The sequence below is a fragment of the Pantoea phytobeneficialis genome (genome assembly GCF_009728735.1).
In the GTDB taxonomy this organism is placed as follows: Bacteria; Pseudomonadota; Gammaproteobacteria; order Enterobacterales; family Enterobacteriaceae; genus Pantoea; species Pantoea phytobeneficialis.
Genome location: NZ_CP024636.1, coordinates 352,069 through 369,228 on the forward strand (window position 1 = coordinate 352,069; position 17,160 = coordinate 369,228).

16 protein-coding genes are annotated in these 17,160 nt (G+C 52.9%); 11 read left to right on the forward strand and 5 right to left on the reverse strand.

Annotation, left to right across the window (positions count from 1 at the left end):
* Positions 1-84 precede the first annotated feature (84 nt).
* Positions 85-297 carry a CsbD family protein gene (locus tag CTZ24_RS01560; protein ID WP_021184081.1) on the forward strand — a complete coding sequence of 71 codons (213 nt, stop codon included), beginning with the start codon at positions 85-87 and terminating at the stop codon, positions 295-297.
* Positions 298-366: 69 nt separating this feature from the next.
* Here CTZ24_RS01560 and zur read toward each other — a convergent pair whose 3' ends face one another.
* Positions 367-888, reverse strand: a complete 522-nt coding sequence (gene zur / locus CTZ24_RS01565; protein WP_021184082.1) for a zinc uptake transcriptional repressor Zur — start codon at positions 886-888, stop codon at positions 367-369.
* A gap of 449 nt (positions 889-1,337) precedes the next feature.
* Between zur and CTZ24_RS01570 the strand changes: the two genes are divergently transcribed.
* The 3 genes from CTZ24_RS01570 (at position 1,338) to pspG (ending at position 4,195) form a co-directional block, all read left to right on the forward strand.
* Positions 1,338-2,588, forward strand: coding sequence for a conjugal transfer protein TraF (locus CTZ24_RS01570; protein WP_208724609.1), 1,251 nt, complete (start codon positions 1,338-1,340; stop codon positions 2,586-2,588).
* Between the two features lie 98 nt (positions 2,589-2,686).
* Positions 2,687-3,682 carry a tRNA dihydrouridine(20/20a) synthase DusA gene (gene dusA / locus CTZ24_RS01575; protein WP_208724610.1) on the forward strand — a complete coding sequence of 332 codons (996 nt, stop codon included), beginning with the start codon at positions 2,687-2,689 and terminating at the stop codon, positions 3,680-3,682.
* Between the two features lie 246 nt (positions 3,683-3,928).
* Positions 3,929-4,195: an envelope stress response protein PspG gene (gene pspG, locus CTZ24_RS01580; RefSeq protein WP_021184086.1), complete on the forward strand. Its 267-nt coding sequence runs from the start codon at positions 3,929-3,931 to the stop codon at positions 4,193-4,195.
* A gap of 190 nt (positions 4,196-4,385) precedes the next feature.
* Here pspG and CTZ24_RS01585 read toward each other — a convergent pair whose 3' ends face one another.
* Positions 4,386-5,369, reverse strand: a complete 984-nt coding sequence (locus CTZ24_RS01585; RefSeq protein WP_208724611.1) for a quinone oxidoreductase — start codon at positions 5,367-5,369, stop codon at positions 4,386-4,388.
* A gap of 73 nt (positions 5,370-5,442) precedes the next feature.
* On the opposite strand from CTZ24_RS01585, the gene dnaB reads away from it, so the two are divergent.
* The 6 genes from dnaB to CTZ24_RS01615 all read left to right on the forward strand — a co-directional run bounded on the left by dnaB (position 5,443) and on the right by CTZ24_RS01615 (position 10,448).
* Positions 5,443-6,849 (forward strand): replicative DNA helicase, encoded by a 1,407-nt coding sequence (gene dnaB / locus CTZ24_RS01590; RefSeq protein WP_021184088.1) that lies wholly within the window; start codon positions 5,443-5,445, stop codon positions 6,847-6,849.
* Between the two features lie 128 nt (positions 6,850-6,977).
* Positions 6,978-7,469, forward strand: coding sequence for an Lrp/AsnC family transcriptional regulator (locus CTZ24_RS01595; RefSeq protein WP_208724612.1), 492 nt, complete (start codon positions 6,978-6,980; stop codon positions 7,467-7,469).
* A 228-nt stretch (positions 7,470-7,697) separates the two neighbouring features.
* Entirely contained in the window at positions 7,698-8,312 is a 615-nt protein-coding gene (locus CTZ24_RS01600; protein WP_013507496.1) for a YitT family protein, read from the forward strand.
* Positions 8,313-8,360: 48 nt separating this feature from the next.
* Complete coding sequence (locus tag CTZ24_RS01605; RefSeq protein ID WP_208724613.1) at positions 8,361-9,554, forward strand: amino acid aminotransferase; 1,194 nt, start codon at positions 8,361-8,363, stop codon at positions 9,552-9,554.
* Between the two features lie 124 nt (positions 9,555-9,678).
* On the forward strand, positions 9,679-10,095 hold the full coding sequence (locus CTZ24_RS01610) for a secondary thiamine-phosphate synthase enzyme YjbQ (RefSeq protein ID WP_013507498.1): 417 nt from the start codon (positions 9,679-9,681) through the stop codon (positions 10,093-10,095).
* A gap of 2 nt (positions 10,096-10,097) precedes the next feature.
* The gene (locus tag CTZ24_RS01615; RefSeq protein ID WP_021184091.1) at positions 10,098-10,448 is read left to right on the forward strand and encodes an MmcQ/YjbR family DNA-binding protein; all 351 of its coding nucleotides are present in this window, start codon (positions 10,098-10,100) and stop codon (positions 10,446-10,448) included.
* On the opposite strand, the gene CTZ24_RS01620 is transcribed toward CTZ24_RS01615, so the two are convergent.
* Together CTZ24_RS01620 and uvrA are read right to left on the reverse strand one after the other, a co-directional pair.
* Complete coding sequence (locus CTZ24_RS01620; protein WP_208724614.1) at positions 10,445-11,509, reverse strand: NAD(P)-dependent alcohol dehydrogenase; 1,065 nt, start codon at positions 11,507-11,509, stop codon at positions 10,445-10,447. The genes CTZ24_RS01615 and CTZ24_RS01620 overlap by 4 nt on opposite strands.
* Before the next feature lie 221 nt (positions 11,510-11,730).
* Positions 11,731-14,559, reverse strand: a complete 2,829-nt coding sequence (uvrA, locus tag CTZ24_RS01625; RefSeq protein WP_021184093.1) for an excinuclease ABC subunit UvrA — start codon at positions 14,557-14,559, stop codon at positions 11,731-11,733.
* 214 nt (positions 14,560-14,773) lie between these two features.
* Here uvrA and ssb1 point away from each other — a divergent pair, with 214 nt between their 5' ends.
* A complete protein-coding gene (gene ssb1, locus CTZ24_RS01630) occupies positions 14,774-15,313 on the forward strand; it encodes a single-stranded DNA-binding protein (protein WP_208724615.1) in 540 nt (179 codons plus the stop codon).
* Between the two features lie 81 nt (positions 15,314-15,394).
* Here ssb1 and CTZ24_RS01635 read toward each other — a convergent pair whose 3' ends face one another.
* Complete coding sequence (locus CTZ24_RS01635) at positions 15,395-16,780, reverse strand: amino acid permease (protein ID WP_208724616.1); 1,386 nt, start codon at positions 16,778-16,780, stop codon at positions 15,395-15,397.
* Between the last annotated feature and the right edge of the window lie 380 nt (positions 16,781-17,160).

Sequence of the window (17,160 nt, forward strand, 5' to 3'; positions counted from 1 at the left end):
CGAATGAGTAGCGCTTTATGTTGGTTTTACCCGCTGGCGTTGGGTATTCCACCACTATCACTCGACATAACATGGAGAAAGGTTATGAACAAAGACGAAGTGAGCGGAAACTGGAAACAATTCAAAGGGAAAGTGAAAGAAAAATGGGGCAAGCTGACGGATGACGATATGACGGTCATTGAAGGGAAACGCGATCAGCTTGTCGGGAAAATTCAGGAACGCTACGGCTACGCAAAAGATCAGGCCGAGCGAGAAGTTAAAGACTGGGAAAGTCACAACAAGGATTATCGCTGGTAACGGACCCGTTTAAGGACGATGCTCCTGCCCTCCGATCGTGATGATCGGGCTGGCACAGGGATGTGCCATCTATCCTTTTTTACCCCGCTTCTTACTTTCTACCTGATGATCGTGCTCACAGCTTTCGTGATGCGTACAGGCTTCTACTTCAACACAATTTTCACACAGACCGTGTGCTTCTATGACGCTGTGTCGCAAGGAAAAACCGGCCTGTTCGGCCAGGCCTGCAATGATCTTTTCCACGCCATGCGCGTGCTTTTCACTGACTGCGGCACAACGATCGCACACCAGCATGACTGAGGTATGTGCCGGTTCATCGAAATGATGGCAAACCACGTAGCTGTTATTGGACTCCACACGATGGATAAAACCCTGCTCCAGCAGGAAGTCCAGTGCACGGTAAATAGTGGGGGGTTTTGCCTGGGGCTCACTGACACGCAACTGATCCAGCAAATCATAGGCGCTGATCGATCCATTCTGTTCTGCCATCAGGCGCAGCACCTCGGCGCGTTGTGAGGTCAGACGTACACCGCGTTGCAGACAGAGTGTCTCTGCCTGAGTAAGCAGTTGGTCGGGCGACAGATTTGACATAAGCGTTCTCCAGGTTGCGAGTGATGTTATTTTATCACACAAATTTTTACGCTGCTGTGATTGCTTTTTCTTCTTAACTCTCTCAATAAAATTTCATTTTTTCATCAGGTTAGCCGCGCAATTTTCCGCAGACTCTTCTCACCCTGTCATCATTGATTCTGCTTGCTCTGACCTCATTACAGAGGCTTATCATTTTTTGCTTTGCAACTCACCGACTTAGCGACTAAGGTTCAAAAGGTCTTAAGTAATATCTGGTCTTAATTTAAGTGCTGTTTATTTTTTTGCATAAATACACGACAGATTGACGCTTCAGCAGTCAATTCTGCGAATAGCAGTGCTATTTCCTTTCATTTCACAGCAATAAATCGTTAGCCCAGGTTCACAATAAGGGGCTGGTAAATTGTTTCGTCGATGACGTGGTCACGACTTTTAAAGGTGATGGCAGGCAAATGGTGAAGACATTATTCAGACGCAAAAGTGTTGGTTATATTGTTGTTTTGAATGCAGTATTTCTTTCCTCTTCGGCCCTGGCCGCAGGTACCTGGTACGACGCTCGTAACGATGCAATGGGGGGGACAGGTGTCGCTTCTTCCACCTGGAGTTCTGCGGTACTGGCAAACCCGGCTTTGATGACCAAAGCAAAACCTGATGATGACGTGAGTATTATTTTCCCTTCAGCCGGGATACAGGTTACTGATAAAGACAAACTGATTAATCGTGTTGATGACATCACGGACACCGTCGACCGTTATCAGAATGTGATTGATAACTTAACCTTCCAGGACTACCTCAACGGCTATCCAGAACTTAAAGCCGCGGCGGGTGATATGGCAAACCAGTTGCGCGATCTGCGTGGCAACAAAGCAGACGGCTCAGCAGGCGTTGCGCTGGCTGTTACGGTGCCCAATGAAACGCTGCCCTTCGCGTTTGTCACCAAAGCCTACGGTACTGCACACATCCGTGCGAACGTGTCACAAAGCGATATTGATTATCTGCAAGGGGTTGCGGATGGCACTGTCATTCCAGTGCCGGGTGATGAGGATAAGTTGACCTCCAGCGCCAACGGTCTGGCGGCATTAGTGACCGATTACGGTATTGCTATGGCGCATCAGTTCAGCGTTGCCGGGCATCCTGTCTCTGTAGGGATTACGCCGAAACTGCAAAAAACCTGGCTGTATAACTACACCGCCAGCGTGTACAACTACGACAAAAGTGATATCAACAACAGCCGCTACCGCAGCTCAGATACCGGTTTTAACGTTGATGCAGGTATCGCAACGGACTTTGCCGATAACTGGACGTTCGGCCTGACCGGCCAGAACCTGATTTCACGCGATATCGATACCAAAGAAGTGAATGGCTACCGTGATACGTACCAAATCCGTCCACTGGTCACCACCGGTCTGGCCTGGAACTATGGTGCCTTCACACTGACTGGCGATGTCGATTTGACACAAACCAAGCGTTTTAAATCGGAAGACAGCAGTCAATACGTTGGAGTCGGTGGGGAATATCGTGTACTGGACTGGCTGCAATTGCGGGCTGGTTATCGTGCGGATATGAAGTCAAATGACGCCAACGTGTTCACCGCAGGTTTTGGTGTGTCACCGTTTAACAATACCGTGCACCTTGATTTGGCCGGTTCGGTTGGCGACGACAATACCTGGGGTGCGATGTTGCAGCTCGGCTTTAATTTCTGATGTCTCTGCTTCATCCTGATGGGCGGCTGTGTCGCCCGTCAATCCTGTGATATCATTGCGCAGAATCTCATCACTTAACCCCGGATTTACTGCGTTTCATGACCGATACCTTCTCTTCGCAACGTTTTTCTATTGCCCCGATGCTCGACTGGACCGATCGTCACTGTCGTTATTTTCACCGCCAGCTGAGTGGTGACACGCTGCTTTACACCGAAATGGTGACAACCGGCGCGATCATTCATGGCAAGGGTGATTATCTGGCTTTTAGCGAGGATGAACATCCGGTTGCGCTGCAACTGGGTGGCAGCGATCCAGCAGCCCTGGCGCAGTGCGCGCAACTGGCGGAAACGCGTGGTTATGATGAGATCAACCTTAATGTCGGCTGTCCGTCCGATCGCGTGCAGAATGGCCGTTTTGGTGCCTGTCTGATGGGAGAAGCGGCGCTGGTGGCGGATTGCATTAAAGCGATGCGTGACGTGGTAAGCATTCCGGTGACGGTGAAAACCCGTATCGGTATTGACGATCAGGATAGCTACGCCTTCTTGTGCGATTTCGTTGGCACTGTCGCACAGCAGGGTGGCTGCGACACGTTTATCATCCACGCCCGTAAAGCCTGGTTGTCGGGTCTTAGCCCAAAAGAGAACCGCGAGATCCCCCCGCTTGATTATCCGCGCGTCTATCAACTGAAACGTGATTTCCCCCATCTGACTATGGCGATCAATGGGGGGATCAAAACGCTGGAAGAGGCGAAAATCCACCTGCAACATATGGATGGCGTGATGATGGGGCGTGAAGCCTATCAGAATCCGGGCATTCTGACGCAGGTTGACCGTGAGTTGTTTGGTCGTGATACGCCAGCCGTAGATCCCGTGGCCGTGGTACGTAGCATGTATCCGTATATCGAGGCGGAACTGGCGAAAGGGACTTACCTTGGTCACGTCACGCGCCATATGTTGGGCCTGTTCCAGGGCATTCCGGGCGCACGCCAGTGGCGACGTTATCTTAGCGAGAATGCCCATAAACCGGGCGCTGATGTTCGCGTGCTGGAAGCGGCGCTGGCGCTGGTGGCGGATAAAATTCCCCAGGAAGCCTGATTTTTTTCTCCGTAGCGGCGCGATTTATCGCGCGGATTTTTCCTGCAACGCGCACGAAATTGCGCGATTAATCGCGCCGTTACGGGGATGGTTCAATGGTTTTATTCACACCACTATTTGGTGAATTTCACTATTCTCCAAACCTATCTCGCTTATCATTTCTATTGATTTCAATTAATTAGCAAGAATTCAGTGTTGGCACGTATCTTGTAATGCACTTCCTGTAACCTACACAGGAGAACCTTCGTGGAAATATTATTTGTTATCGGCTTTTTTCTCATGCTGTTGCTGACCGGTGTGTCACTGCTGGGCGTGATTGCCGCGCTGATTGTTGCAACGGTGCTGATGTTCCTCGGCGGGTTGTTTGCACTTGTTATTAAATTGTTGCCGTGGCTGGTGTTGGCGGTGGTGGCTGTCTGGGTGTATCGCGCTTTTACCACGCCGCAGGGTGAAGTGAAGCTGAATCGACTGAAAAGAAAAATCAGTAAGTTAGAGAGAAACGGCTGGCGCTAAATGCGGAGGCGATCACAGAGTTGGCAATGCTTAGTTCAAATCTGCAATTAAACATATTTTTTACTTATGTTTTCTGTCAGGATGTTTGCCGTTGAGTCGAAACAAATTCATCGCCGCTGTCCCTACACCAGCGCGAACTATAAAAAAGAAAAAGGGGCTTCCTACGGGAAGCCCCGTTTGCTTTATGGCGTCAGGGAATCAGCAGGCTTGAACCTTGCGTTGCGCGGCTTTCCAGCACCTTATGCGCCTGAGCCGCATCGCGTAACGCGAATTTCTGCTGTTCCGGCACATTGATTTTAATCGCATGGCTGGCAATCAGTGAAAACAGCTCAGCACTGGCGTGGTCGAGTTCTTCGCGGTTGGTAATATAACCAAACAATGAAGGACGGGTGACAAACAGCGACCCCTTCTTGTTCAGAATGCCCAAATCGACACCGGTGACCGGACCGGACGCATTACCAAAACTCACCATCAGACCGTGGCGACGCAGACTATCCAGTGACGCTTCCCAGGTATCTTTACCTACTGAGTCATACACCACAGCCACTTTTTTGCCGTTGGTCAGTTCACTCACCCGTTGCGCAATATTCTCGTCGCGATAGTTAATGGTGGCCCATGCGCCCGCCTCTTTGGCGATTTGCGCTTTTTCAGCGGAGCCTACGGTACCAATCAGGTGCGCGCCCAGCGCTTTCGCCCACTGGCAGGCAATCAGACCGACACCGCCCGCTGCGGCATGGAACAGGAATGTCTCATCCGCTTTGACCTTATAAGTCTGACGCAACAGATATTGTACGGTCAGGCCCTTCAGGAACGAGGCGGCTCCCTGCTCGAAGCTGATGCGTTCAGGCAGAATCACCAGACGATCTTCATGCACATTGTGCAACTCGCTGTACGCACCGAGCGCCGACTGGCAATACACCACGCGATCGCCCACTTTAAAGCGTGTAACGGCAGAACCAACTTTTTTCACTACGCCTGCCGCTTCCGTACCCAGACCAGATGGTTTCGCTGCCACCGGATACAATCCGCTACGTACATAGGTATCGATATAGTTAATACCGATTGCCCGATTTTCCACCTGGACTTCATGTTCAACGGGGTCATTGAGCTCAAAATCCACCCATTGCAGTACTTCAGGGCTGCCATGTTCGTTGAACTGAATACGCTTTGCCATTCTGACTCCTGTGATTGTTCATCCTGTGACGTTATACTTGCCCGTCACTCTAAAGATCGGTAATGCATTCACTATGGCAGGAAATAAACCCACCAACAAATCGAACGAAACCCGCGACCGTCAACTGGAGGGCGTGAAAATGCCGCCGCATTCCATTGAGGCGGAGCAGTCGGTACTCGGTGGGTTGATGCTGGATAACGAGCGTTGGGACAACGTCTCCGAACGCGTGGTCGCTGAGGATTTCTTCAACCGCTCGCACCGGCTAATCTTCTCCGAAATGCAGAGCCTGCTGGAAGCCGGACAGCCTATCGACCTGATTACGCTGTCGGAATCGTTGGAAACGCGTGGCGAGCTGGAAATGGCGGGGGGCTTTGCCTATCTCGCCGAACTGGCAAAAAACACCCCGAGCGCGGCCAACATTGGTGCCTATGCTGACATCGTGCGCGAGCGTGCGGTGGTACGCGAAATGATCTCAGTGGCGAATCAAATCGCCGATGCCGGTTACGATCCGCAGGGGCGCAGCAGTGAAGATCTGCTCGATTTCGCGGAATCCAACGTCTTCAAGATCGCCGAGCAGCGCGCCAACAAAGATGAAGGCCCGAGGAATATCGAGCAAATCCTCGAAGCCACGGTATCGCGTATTGAATCGCTGGTTTCTACGCCGCACGATGGCGTCACCGGGGTAGACACCGGTTATCAGGATCTGAACAAAAAAACCGCCGGTTTGCAGGGTTCTGATCTGATTATCGTTGCGGCACGTCCGTCGATGGGTAAAACCACCTTCGCCATGAACTTGTGCGAAAACGCCGCCATGCTGCAAGAAAAGCCGGTCCTGATTTTCAGTCTGGAAATGCCCAGCGAACAGATCATGATGCGTATGCTGGCGTCATTATCACGAGTGGATCAGACGCGTATCCGTACCGGTCAGCTGGAGGATGAGGACTGGGCGCGTATCTCCGCTACTATGGGCATCCTGCTTGAGAAGAAGAACATGTACATCGATGATTCTTCCGGTCTGACGCCGACGGAGGTGCGTTCGCGCGCGCGCCGTATCTATCGTGAAAACGATGGCCTGAGCATGATCATGATCGACTACCTGCAATTGATGCGTGTCCCCTCGCTGTCGGATAACCGTACGCTGGAAATCGCCGAAATATCACGCTCGCTCAAGGCGTTGGCGAAAGAACTGAATGTGCCGGTGGTGGCGTTGTCGCAGTTGAACCGCTCGCTGGAACAACGTGCCGATAAACGCCCGGTGAACTCGGATCTGCGTGAATCCGGCTCGATCGAACAGGATGCGGACCTGATCATGTTTATATATCGTGATGAGGTTTATCACGAAAACAGCGATCTGAAAGGCATTGCTGAGATCATCATCGGTAAACAGCGTAACGGACCGATCGGCACAGTACGTTTGACCTTCAATGGTCACTGGTCGCGTTTTGATAACTACGCCGGCCCGCAATACGACGACGAATAATCCTCTTCTCCCCTCTGCATGCACGATCTGTGCATGCATTTCACGTCATTGGAAAATAGTGTTGGACAACCCCGCCTTTAATCAGGTTATCTGTAGCAAAGCGCCCCCATTTACGCTCTGGAAGCAGCATGACTCAGGTAGACGATTACGACCTTAAAATATTGACATTATTACAATCTAACGGCCGCCTCACCAACCAGGAACTCAGTGATTTAGTGGGCCTTTCGGCGTCTCAATGTTCACGCCGACGCATCAATCTTGAACAGGCAAACCTGATTCTCGGTTATCACGCCCGCTTGTCGCCCGATGCCATCGGCCTCGGCATGGTGGGATTGATTGAGGTGCGGCTGATTAACCACACACCTGATTATGAAGAGAGTTTTCACCGTATGGTGGAACAGGAAACGGCCATCGTGGATGCGTTTAAAACCACGGGTGATGCGGATTATTTGCTGAAAGTTGCGGTAGCGGATCTGGCTTCACTCAGTGCCTTAATCAGCCAACTGGTGGGGGGGCATCAAAGTGTCGCCCATGTCAAAACCTCAGTGGTTTTGAGCCGTTTAAAAGAGAACGGTTTGATGATAATTCCTGAGCACAAAACGCGCCAAAAAAGTGCGTAATGTGCTAGTCTGGTGCAATTATTGCCAATCAAATGCAAAAAACGCGCACCAGATAACAGATTTGTGCATGGATTACTGATTTAGCCTCTGAGCCATGCACAAAAACCTGCAATAAAGCGCCTTAGTTATCAATTGGATAATCATTGGCACCCATCGGCGGCGACACGACGTCGCCGATGTGGTGCGTTTTTTGCATTTGAACCGCATCAATTGCAATGAGATAAATCCATGGATAACGTTGTTGAACCCACCAAGATTCCCCACTCCCGTATCGAAGATGCCCTGGCGATAGTGCTTGGCACGCTGATGGTTTCTTTCGGCGTGATCATGCTGAAGCAAGCGGGAGCGTTGACCGGCAGTTCCGCCGGTATTGCCTTCTTAATTAGCTATCTGACGCCACTTTCCTTCGGCAGCGCCTTTTTCCTGATTAACCTGCCATTTTACTGGCTGGCGGTGCGTCGTATGGGCTGGGAATTTACCCTGAAAACATTCTGCGCCGTGGGCCTGGTGTCACTGTTTACCCACCTGCACCCGTTGTTCATCCATTTTTCCTCATTAAATCCGTTTTATGCGACATTGTTCGGTAACGTGGTAATGGGGATTGGGTTTATAGTGTTGTTTCGTCACAAAGCCAGTCTGGGCGGCGTCAATATTCTGGCGCTCTGGTTGCAGGACCGCATCGGCCTGCGCGCTGGAAAACTGCAAATGGCGGTCGATACCTGCGTGGTGTTGGCTTCGTTGTTTGTCGTATCCGTACCCATGCTGCTTGCCTCGATAGCGGGCGCGGTGATCCTGAATCTGATCATCGCCATGAATCACCGCCCAGGCCGTTACAGGGTTTGACGATGCATCGTTACCTGACTTTTTTGACCAATCATGGAGATCTGCACCGTGTTTCAAAACGTTGATGCCTATGCCGGCGATCCGATTCTGTCGCTGATGGAAACCTTCAAACAGGACCAGCGCGCGAATAAAGTGAATCTGAGCATCGGCCTCTATTACAACGAGCAGGGCATCATTCCTCAGCTGCAGGCGGTTGCCGCAGCGGAAGAGCGCCTGCAAGCGGCACCGCATCAGGCTTCGCTTTATCTGCCGATGGAAGGTTTTGGTCCTTACCGTAACGCCATCGCACCATTGCTGTTCGGTCGCGAGCACCCGATGCTGAAGGCGGGCCGCATTGCCTCCATCCAGACGCTGGGTGGGTCAGGTGCGCTGAAAGTCGGTGCGGATTTCCTCAAACGTTACTTCCCGAACTCCAACGTCTGGGTTAGCGATCCTACCTGGGAAAACCACATTGCGATCTTCAACGGTGCCGGTTTTGAAGTCAGCACTTACCCGTGGTACGACGCAGAAACCAACGGCGTGAAATTCGATGCCTTTATCGCTGCGCTGAAAACCCTGCCGAAGCAAAGCATCGTGCTGCTGCATCCGTGCTGCCATAACCCAACCGGTGCGGATTTGACTGACGCACAGTGGGATCAGACCGTTGAGGTGCTGAAAGCACAGGAACTGATCCCGTTCCTCGATATCGCTTATCAGGGGTTTGGCGCCGGTATGAACGAAGACGCCTATGCGATTCGTGCCGTGGCGGCTGCGGGTCTGCCAGCGCTGGTCAGCAACTCGTTTTCCAAAATCTTCTCACTGTATGGTGAGCGCGTCGGTGGACTCTCTATCGTTTGCGATAGCGCAGAAGAAGCAGGCCGTGTGCTGGGTCAGTTGAAAGCAACGGTGCGCCGTAACTACTCCAGCCCGCCGAACTTCGGTGCTCAGGTGGTTTCCTGTGTTCTGAACGATGAAGCGCTGCTGAACAACTGGTTGGCGGAAGTAGAAGCGATGCGTCTGCGTATTATCGAAATGCGTCAGGCACTGGTTGCGGTACTGCGTGAGAAGCTGCCGGGCCAGAACTTCGATTATCTGCTGAAACAGCGTGGCATGTTCAGCTACACCGGGCTGAGTGCGCAGCAGGTCGATCGTCTGCGTGACGAGTTCGGTGTCTACCTGATTGCCAGCGGTCGTATGTGTGTGGCAGGACTTAATAGCCGCAACGTACATCAGGTAGCTGAAGCCTTTGCTGCGGTGATGTAATCCATGATGAAGCCGCCAGCTTGATGCTGGCGGTTTTTTTTCGTCCAATTTCAGGCCGTTTTTTCCTTTACCTTTCGCCGTCATGCTGCACACTTAAACGGTGTGTTTAATTCAGGATTCAGGCATGTGGCACCAACAAACCTTAACGCTTAGCGCCAAACCACGCGGTTTTCACCTGGTCACCGACGAGATCGTCGGACAGCTACGCGCCCTGTCGGATGTGCGTATTGGTCAGCTGCATTTGTTGCTACAGCACACCTCCGCCTCACTGACCCTCAATGAAAATTGCGATCCCACGGTACGCAGCGACATGGAGCAACATTTTCTGCGTCATGTGCCAGAAAATGCCCCTTATCAACACGATTATGAAGGTGCAGATGATATGCCCGCGCACATTAAGTCATCGCTACTCGGCGTATCCTTGTTGTTACCGATTAGCCGTGGGCGGCTGATGCTGGGGACGTGGCAGGGGATCTGGCTCGGTGAACATCGGGTTCACGGCGGTGCGCGGCGCATTGTCGCCACCTTACAAGGGGAGTAAATATGAACACTTCGGATTTACTGACATATTGCATGAGCAAGCCGGGCGCAGAGCAGAGTGTGCACAGTGACTGGAAAGCCACGCAGATCAAAAGCGAGGGGATTTTATTTGCGATGGTGCATGAGGTAAAAGGGCGTCCGGCGGTTTCGTTGAAAGCCACCCCGGCACTGGCCGATTTATTGCGTGAAGAACATAGTGATGTGTTTCCCAGCGAGCATCTGAACAAGTCCCACTGGAGCACCCTGTGGCTGGACGGTTCGCTGAAAGATTCGCAGATTTACTACCTGGTGGATGCTTCCTGGCAACAGGCTGACGCCACACGCGCGGCGGGCGTCAGCCATGATGAGGATTAAGCGACAGCTTCCTCACGCAGGGTGTTGATATCAATTACAAAACGGTATTTCACGTCGCTTTTCAGCATACGCTCATAGGCTTCGTTGATTTGGTTCATGGCGATCAGTTCGATATCGGAAGTGATACCGTGCTTGCCGCAGAAATCCAGCATTTCCTGGGTTTCAGCGATACCGCCAATCAGCGAGCCAGCGATGCTGCGACGTTTGAAGATCAGGTTAAACACCTGCGGTGCCGGGTGATCGTGCTCCGGTGCGCCCACCAGCGTCATGTTGCCATCGCGCTTCAGCAGGGCAATAAACGGGTTGAGATCGTGCTGCGCCGCCACGGTGTTCAGGATGAAGTCAAAGCTGTTGAGGTGCTGGGCCATCTGATCCGCGTCCTTCGAGATCACCACTTCGTCAGCGCCAAGGCGTTTGCCGTCTTCAATTTTTGACGGTGACGTGGTGAACAGCACCACATGTGCGCCCATAGCATGCGCCAGCTTCACACCCATATGACCGAGACCACCAAGGCCGACGATACCGACTTTCTGGCCCGGACCCACGTTCCAGTGACGCAGCGGTGAGTAGGTGGTGATACCGGCACACAGCAGCGGTGCAACACCTGCCAGGTCGAGGTTTTCCGGTACACGCAGCACAAAGCTTTCATCCACAACCATGCTGGTGGAGTAGCCGCCATAGGTGATGGCTTTGGTTTCGCGATCTTCACCGTTGTAGGTGCCAACAAAACCGTTTTCACAGTACTGCTCCAGACCTTCCTGGCAGCTCGGACAGCTACGGCAGGAGTCGACCATACAGCCCACGCCGACCAGATCACCCACTTTGTATTTATGAGTGTGTGCGCCTACCGCCGTCACGCGGCCAACGATTTCATGGCCTGGTACGACCGGGAAAATGGTGTTTTTCCATTCGTTACGCGCAGTATGAAGGTCAGAGTGGCAGACGCCGCAGTACAACACTTCAATCTGCACATCATGAGCGCGCAGCTCGCGAGGCTTATAGTCGAACGGAGCGAGTTTAGATTTCGCGTCCTGTGCGGCATAGGCATGCGTAATATTCATGGTGTCTCCAGTTAAGATGTGTCGTGAGTTTTTGCGGGGATCCTCTCCGTAAACGGAAGGGATAAAGGCGCTTGAGTACGCCAAAAAGGAACTGTGTAAGGATAGTCACCTGATGGGAAAGCGTATATGCCTGAAGATGTCTGATTCTTGCCTGTTTCTGCATTTCTCTGCGGAATCTGGCAGAAAGAATCAGGCCCGCAATCGCGGGCCTGAGAGAGAAATTACTTTTTTAACATTGGTTTAAGGAAGCGTGCCGTATGTGATTTTTCACATTCCGCCACGGTTTCTGGCGTACCTGCCACCAGGATTTCGCCGCCGCCGCTGCCGCCTTCGGGGCCGAGATCGACGATCCAGTCAGCCGTTTTGATCACGTCGAGGTTGTGCTCAATCACCACGATGGTATTGCCCTGATCGCGCAACTGATGCAGCACTTCCAGCAGTTGCTGGATATCAGCAAAGTGCAGGCCCGTAGTCGGCTCATCAAGGATGTACAACGTCTGGCCGGTACCGCGTTTCGACAGCTCACGCGCCAGCTTCACGCGCTGCGCTTCACCGCCGGACAGCGTGGTGGCAGACTGGCCGAGGCGGATATAGGACAAGCCCACGTCCATCAGGGTTTGCAGCTTACGCGCCAGCGCTGGCACCGCATCAAAGAAGTCACGCGCTTCTTCGATGGTCATCTCCAGCACTTCATGGATGCTTTTGCCTTTGTATTTAATCTCCAGCGTTTCACGGTTATAACGTTTGCCTTTGCACTGATCGCAGGGGACGTAAATATCCGGCAGGAAGTGCATTTCAACCTTGATCACCCCATCGCCCTGGCAGGCTTCACAACGTCCACCACGCACGTTAAAACTGAAGCGGCCCGGATTATAGCCACGCGAGCGCGACTCCGGCACACCGGCAAACAGTTCGCGCACCGGGGTGAAGATGCCGGTATAGGTCGCGGGGTTGGAACGCGGTGTACGACCGATCGGGCTTTGATCGATATCGATCACTTTGTCGAAATGTTCCAGACCGGCGATCTCGCGATAGGGTGCCGGTTCACCGCTGGTGGCACCGTTTAACTGGCGCTGAGCAATCGGGAACAGGGTATCGTTAATCAGTGTCGATTTACCGGAACCTGACACGCCAGTGATGCAGGTAAACAGACCGACCGGCACCGTCAGGGTCACGTCTTTCAGGTTGTTGCCGCGCGCCCCGGTCAACTTCAGCACCTTGGCGGGATCGCCTTTAACGCGTTCTTTCGGCACGGCAATTTCACGTTTGCCGCTCAGGTACTGGCCGGTAAGAGAATCTTCATGCGCCATGATGGCGTTGACGTCACCTTCCGCCACCACCTGGCCGCCATGCACCCCGGCGCCGGGGCCGATATCGATGATATGGTCGGCGGCACGAATCGCATCTTCATCGTGCTCCACCACAATCACCGTATTGCCGAGATCACGCAGGTGAATCAGCGTACTCAGCAGACGTTCGTTGTCGCGCTGATGCAGACCAATCGACGGTTCATCCAGTACGTACATCACCCCCACCAGACCCGCACCGATCTGGCTCGCCAGACGGATACGCTGTGCTTCACCGCCGGACAACGTCTCAGCAGAGCGCGACATGGAAAGATAATTCAGCCCGACGTTGACGAGGAAGCTCAGACGATCGCCAATCTCTTTCAGGACTTTTTCTGCAATTTTGGCGCGCTGGCCGCTCAGTTTGAGATCGCGGAAGAAATCCATTGCGTGGCCGATGCTCATGTCAGAGATGGTCGGCAGGTTGGTGTTTTCCACAAAGACGTGGCGCGCTTCACGGCGCAGACGGGTGCCCTCACAGCTGGCGCAGGCGCGGTTGCTGATAAATTTCGCCAGCTCCTCGCGCACCGCATTGGATTCCGTCTCTTTATAGCGGCGCTCCATATTGTGCAGCACGCCTTCAAACGGATGGCGGCGCACTGAGGTATCGCCACGGTCGTTGATGTATTTGAATTCGATGCTTTCTTTGCCAGAACCGTACAGAATCACCTGCTGTGCTTTGTCGCTCAGGCTGTTAAACGGTGCTTCGACATCGAAATCCAGATGCTCAGACAGCGAACGCAGCATCTGGAAATAGTAGAAATTACGGCGATCCCAGCCGCGAATCGCACCACCCGCCAGCGACAGCTCCGGGTTTTGAACTACACGATCGGGATCGAAATATTGCTGCACACCGAGGCCGTCACAGGTTGGACAGGCACCCGCCGGGTTATTGAACGAGAACAGGCGCGGTTCGAGTTCGCGCATGCTGTAGCCGCACACCGGGCAGGCAAAGTTGGCGGAGAACAGCATCTCTTCGGCGCTGTTGTCATCCATATCAGCGACAATCGCCGTGCCACCGCTTAATTCCAACGCGGTTTCGAACGATTCGGCTAAACGTGTCGCGAGGTCGTCACGGACGCGGAAGCGGTCAATCACCACCTCGATAGTATGCTTCTTCTGGAGTTCCAGCTTTGGCGGATCGGAGAGATCACAGACTTCACCATCGATACGGGCGCGGATATACCCCTGCGAGGCAAGGTTCTCCAGCGTTTTGGTGTGCTCGCCTTTACGATCCTTCACCACCGGAGCCAGCAACATCAGGCGACGGCCTTCTTCCTGTGCCAGCACCTGATCGACCATCTGGCTAACGGTTTGCGCCGCCAGGGTGACGTCATGATCCGGGCAGCGCGGCTCGCCAACACGGGCAAACAGCAAACGCAGATAGTCGTGGATTTCGGTAATGGTGCCGACCGTCGAGCGCGGGTTATGGGACGTGGATTTTTGCTCAATAGAGATGGCGGGCGAGAGACCTTCGATATGGTCAACGTCCGGCTTCTCCATTAAGGAAAGAAACTGGCGCGCATAGGCAGAGAGCGACTCCACATAGCGACGCTGACCTTCCGCGTACAGCGTATCAAACGCCAGAGAGGATTTACCGGAGCCTGACAGGCCGGTAACCACAATGAGTTTGTCGCGAGGGATGATCAGGTTGATGTTTTTCAAATTATGGGTGCGGGCACCACGAACTTCGATCTTATCCATTCACCTTTCCCGGATTAGCAGCACTCGCCGCGCCTTGCCGACGGCGGCCAGAAGAAACGCGTATTATGGCATAAAAAATAAACTGAATAAATATCCAGTATTTTGTGTTTTGATTGTGTATTCTGGAAGCCAGCTCGAAAGTGGGAACCGCGATCCAGACGTGCTAGAATTGATCGTTTAGTATTGACGCATTAACTCATCGGGAGACAGCAACATGGCCAGTCGTGGCGTTAACAAAGTGATTCTTGTCGGGAATCTGGGTCAGGATCCGGAAGTACGTTATATGCCAAATGGTGGCGCAGTTGCCAACATTACGCTGGCTACGTCAGAAAGCTGGCGTGACAAACAAACCGGTGAAAACAAAGAGATCACCGAATGGCACCGCGTAGTGCTGTTTGGCAAACTGGCGGAAGTGGCCGGTGAATACCTGCGTAAAGGTTCACAGGTCTACATTGAAGGCCAGCTGCGCACCCGTAAATGGCAGGACCAGGGCGGCCAGGATCGTTACACCACCGAGATCGTGGTAAACGTGGGCGGCACCATGCAGATGCTGGGTGGTCGTCAGCAGGGCGCCAGCACCGGCGGAGCACCGATGGGCGGCCAGAGTGGCGGCAACAACAACGGTTGGGGTCAACCACAGCAGCCGCAGGGCGGCAACCAGTTCAGCGGCGGCGCGCAACAGCGTCCACAGCAGCAGAGCGCACCAGCGAACAACGAACCGCCGATGGATTTTGACGACGATATTCCGTTCTAAGATCGGAACACATTCAGACAGATTTTCGAAAGAGGCCGCAGGGCCTCTTTTTTATTTCATGCATTGCCGTGCCAAGGACATTCAGTTGGCCGCTATCTTCTGATGCTGTGCTTCTGTGTTGCTCTTTTTTCTTAACCGATAGCTGACGGCCAGCACCAGCAGCCAAACGGGGATCAGCCAGACTGAAATCTCGATGCCAGGCGTCATAAACATAATCACCAGAATTCCGGCCAGGAACAGCAGACACAGGATATTGGTCAGTGGGTAGCCCAGGCTGGGGAAATGGGTTTCCTGTTTGGTGATACGTATGGCGCGGCGGAATTTCAGATGGGTGATACTGATCATCGCCCAGTTGATGACGAGTGCAGAGACCACCAGCGACATCAGCAGCTCGAAGGCTTTGCCCGGCATGAGGTAGTTAAGCAGCACACACAACGCAGTAACCAGCGCTGAGACGCTGAGGGCGTTAAAAGGAATACCGCGCCGATTAACTTTTAACAATGAGGCGGGAGCGTTCCCCTGTTTCGCCAGACCAAACAACATGCGGCTGTTGCTGAACACACAGCTGTTATAAACGGAAAGCGCAGCAGAAAGCACGACGGCGTTGAGCAACGTCGCGACCAGATTACTGTCAAGTGCGTGGAAAATCAGGACGAACGGGCTACCCCCTTCCACCACTTTCTGCCACGGGTAGAGCGACAACAACACCGCCAGCGCGCCAACATAGAACAGCAGGATGCGATAGATAACCTGGTTTGTGGCTTTCGGAATGCTTTTCTGCGGATTGTCGGCCTCGGCGGCAGTAATGCCGATCAGCTCCAGACCACCGAATGAGAACATGATTACGGCCATTGCCATCACCAGTCCCTTGATTCCGTTAGGGAAGAACCCTCCATGCTGCCACAGATTTGCGACGCTCGCCTCGGGACCTCCGTGTCCGCTGGCGAGCAGCCAGGCACCAAAACCGATCATACCGACAATCGCCGCGACTTTGATGATTGAAAACCAGAATTCGACCTCGCCATAAATTTTCACGTTGGCCATATTGATGGCATTGATCACGACAAAGAACACCCCGGCGGACACCCAGGTCGGGATTTCCGGCCACCAGTATTGGACGTAAATACCGACCGCGGTCAGCTCTGCCATGCTGACCAGTACGTAAAGCACCCAATAATTCCATCCCGCTACGAAGCCCGCAAAATTGCCCCAGTATTGGTTGGCAAAATGGCTAAACGAGCCAGCAACCGGTTCGTGAACCACCATCTCGCCGAGCTGGCGCATAATAAAGAAGGCGATCACGCCAGCAATCGCATAGCCCAGCAGGACCGACGGACCTGCCATTTTTATGGTTTGCGCAATGCCAAGAAACAGCCCGGTACCGATTGCGCCTCCCAGCGCAATCAGTTGAATATGGCGATTTTTCAAGCCTCTGTGCAGCTGACTTTCTGACTGATGGTTGCCCATGTCTACTCCCGCAGGTATCAATATTTATCTACATGGGATTAGCAATTCCTGGGCCAGTGGGGGGATGCTTTTCGGAAAGTGATACTTAACGTCATGATAAAAAAGAATAATTATTTTATGGGTAAATTCACGGTCCGTGCATTAATTGCGCAAAAATTAATTGATTTGTGCTTTTTAGAGTAAATCTGTGCAAGAAGTGAGCGTTAAGCGTCTTTTTTATGACTGACGTGAACCAAAAAGGTGCATGGTGGCGTGCAAGTTAGCTCCCCGGATTGAATGCTGGCTTTAACCTTTTGCCACATTCCTCCCGGCGTGGCACAAAAAGCCGTTCATCCCCACGGCGGCTTCGCCATCCTGTCAGGCCTAACACAATGGCGCAG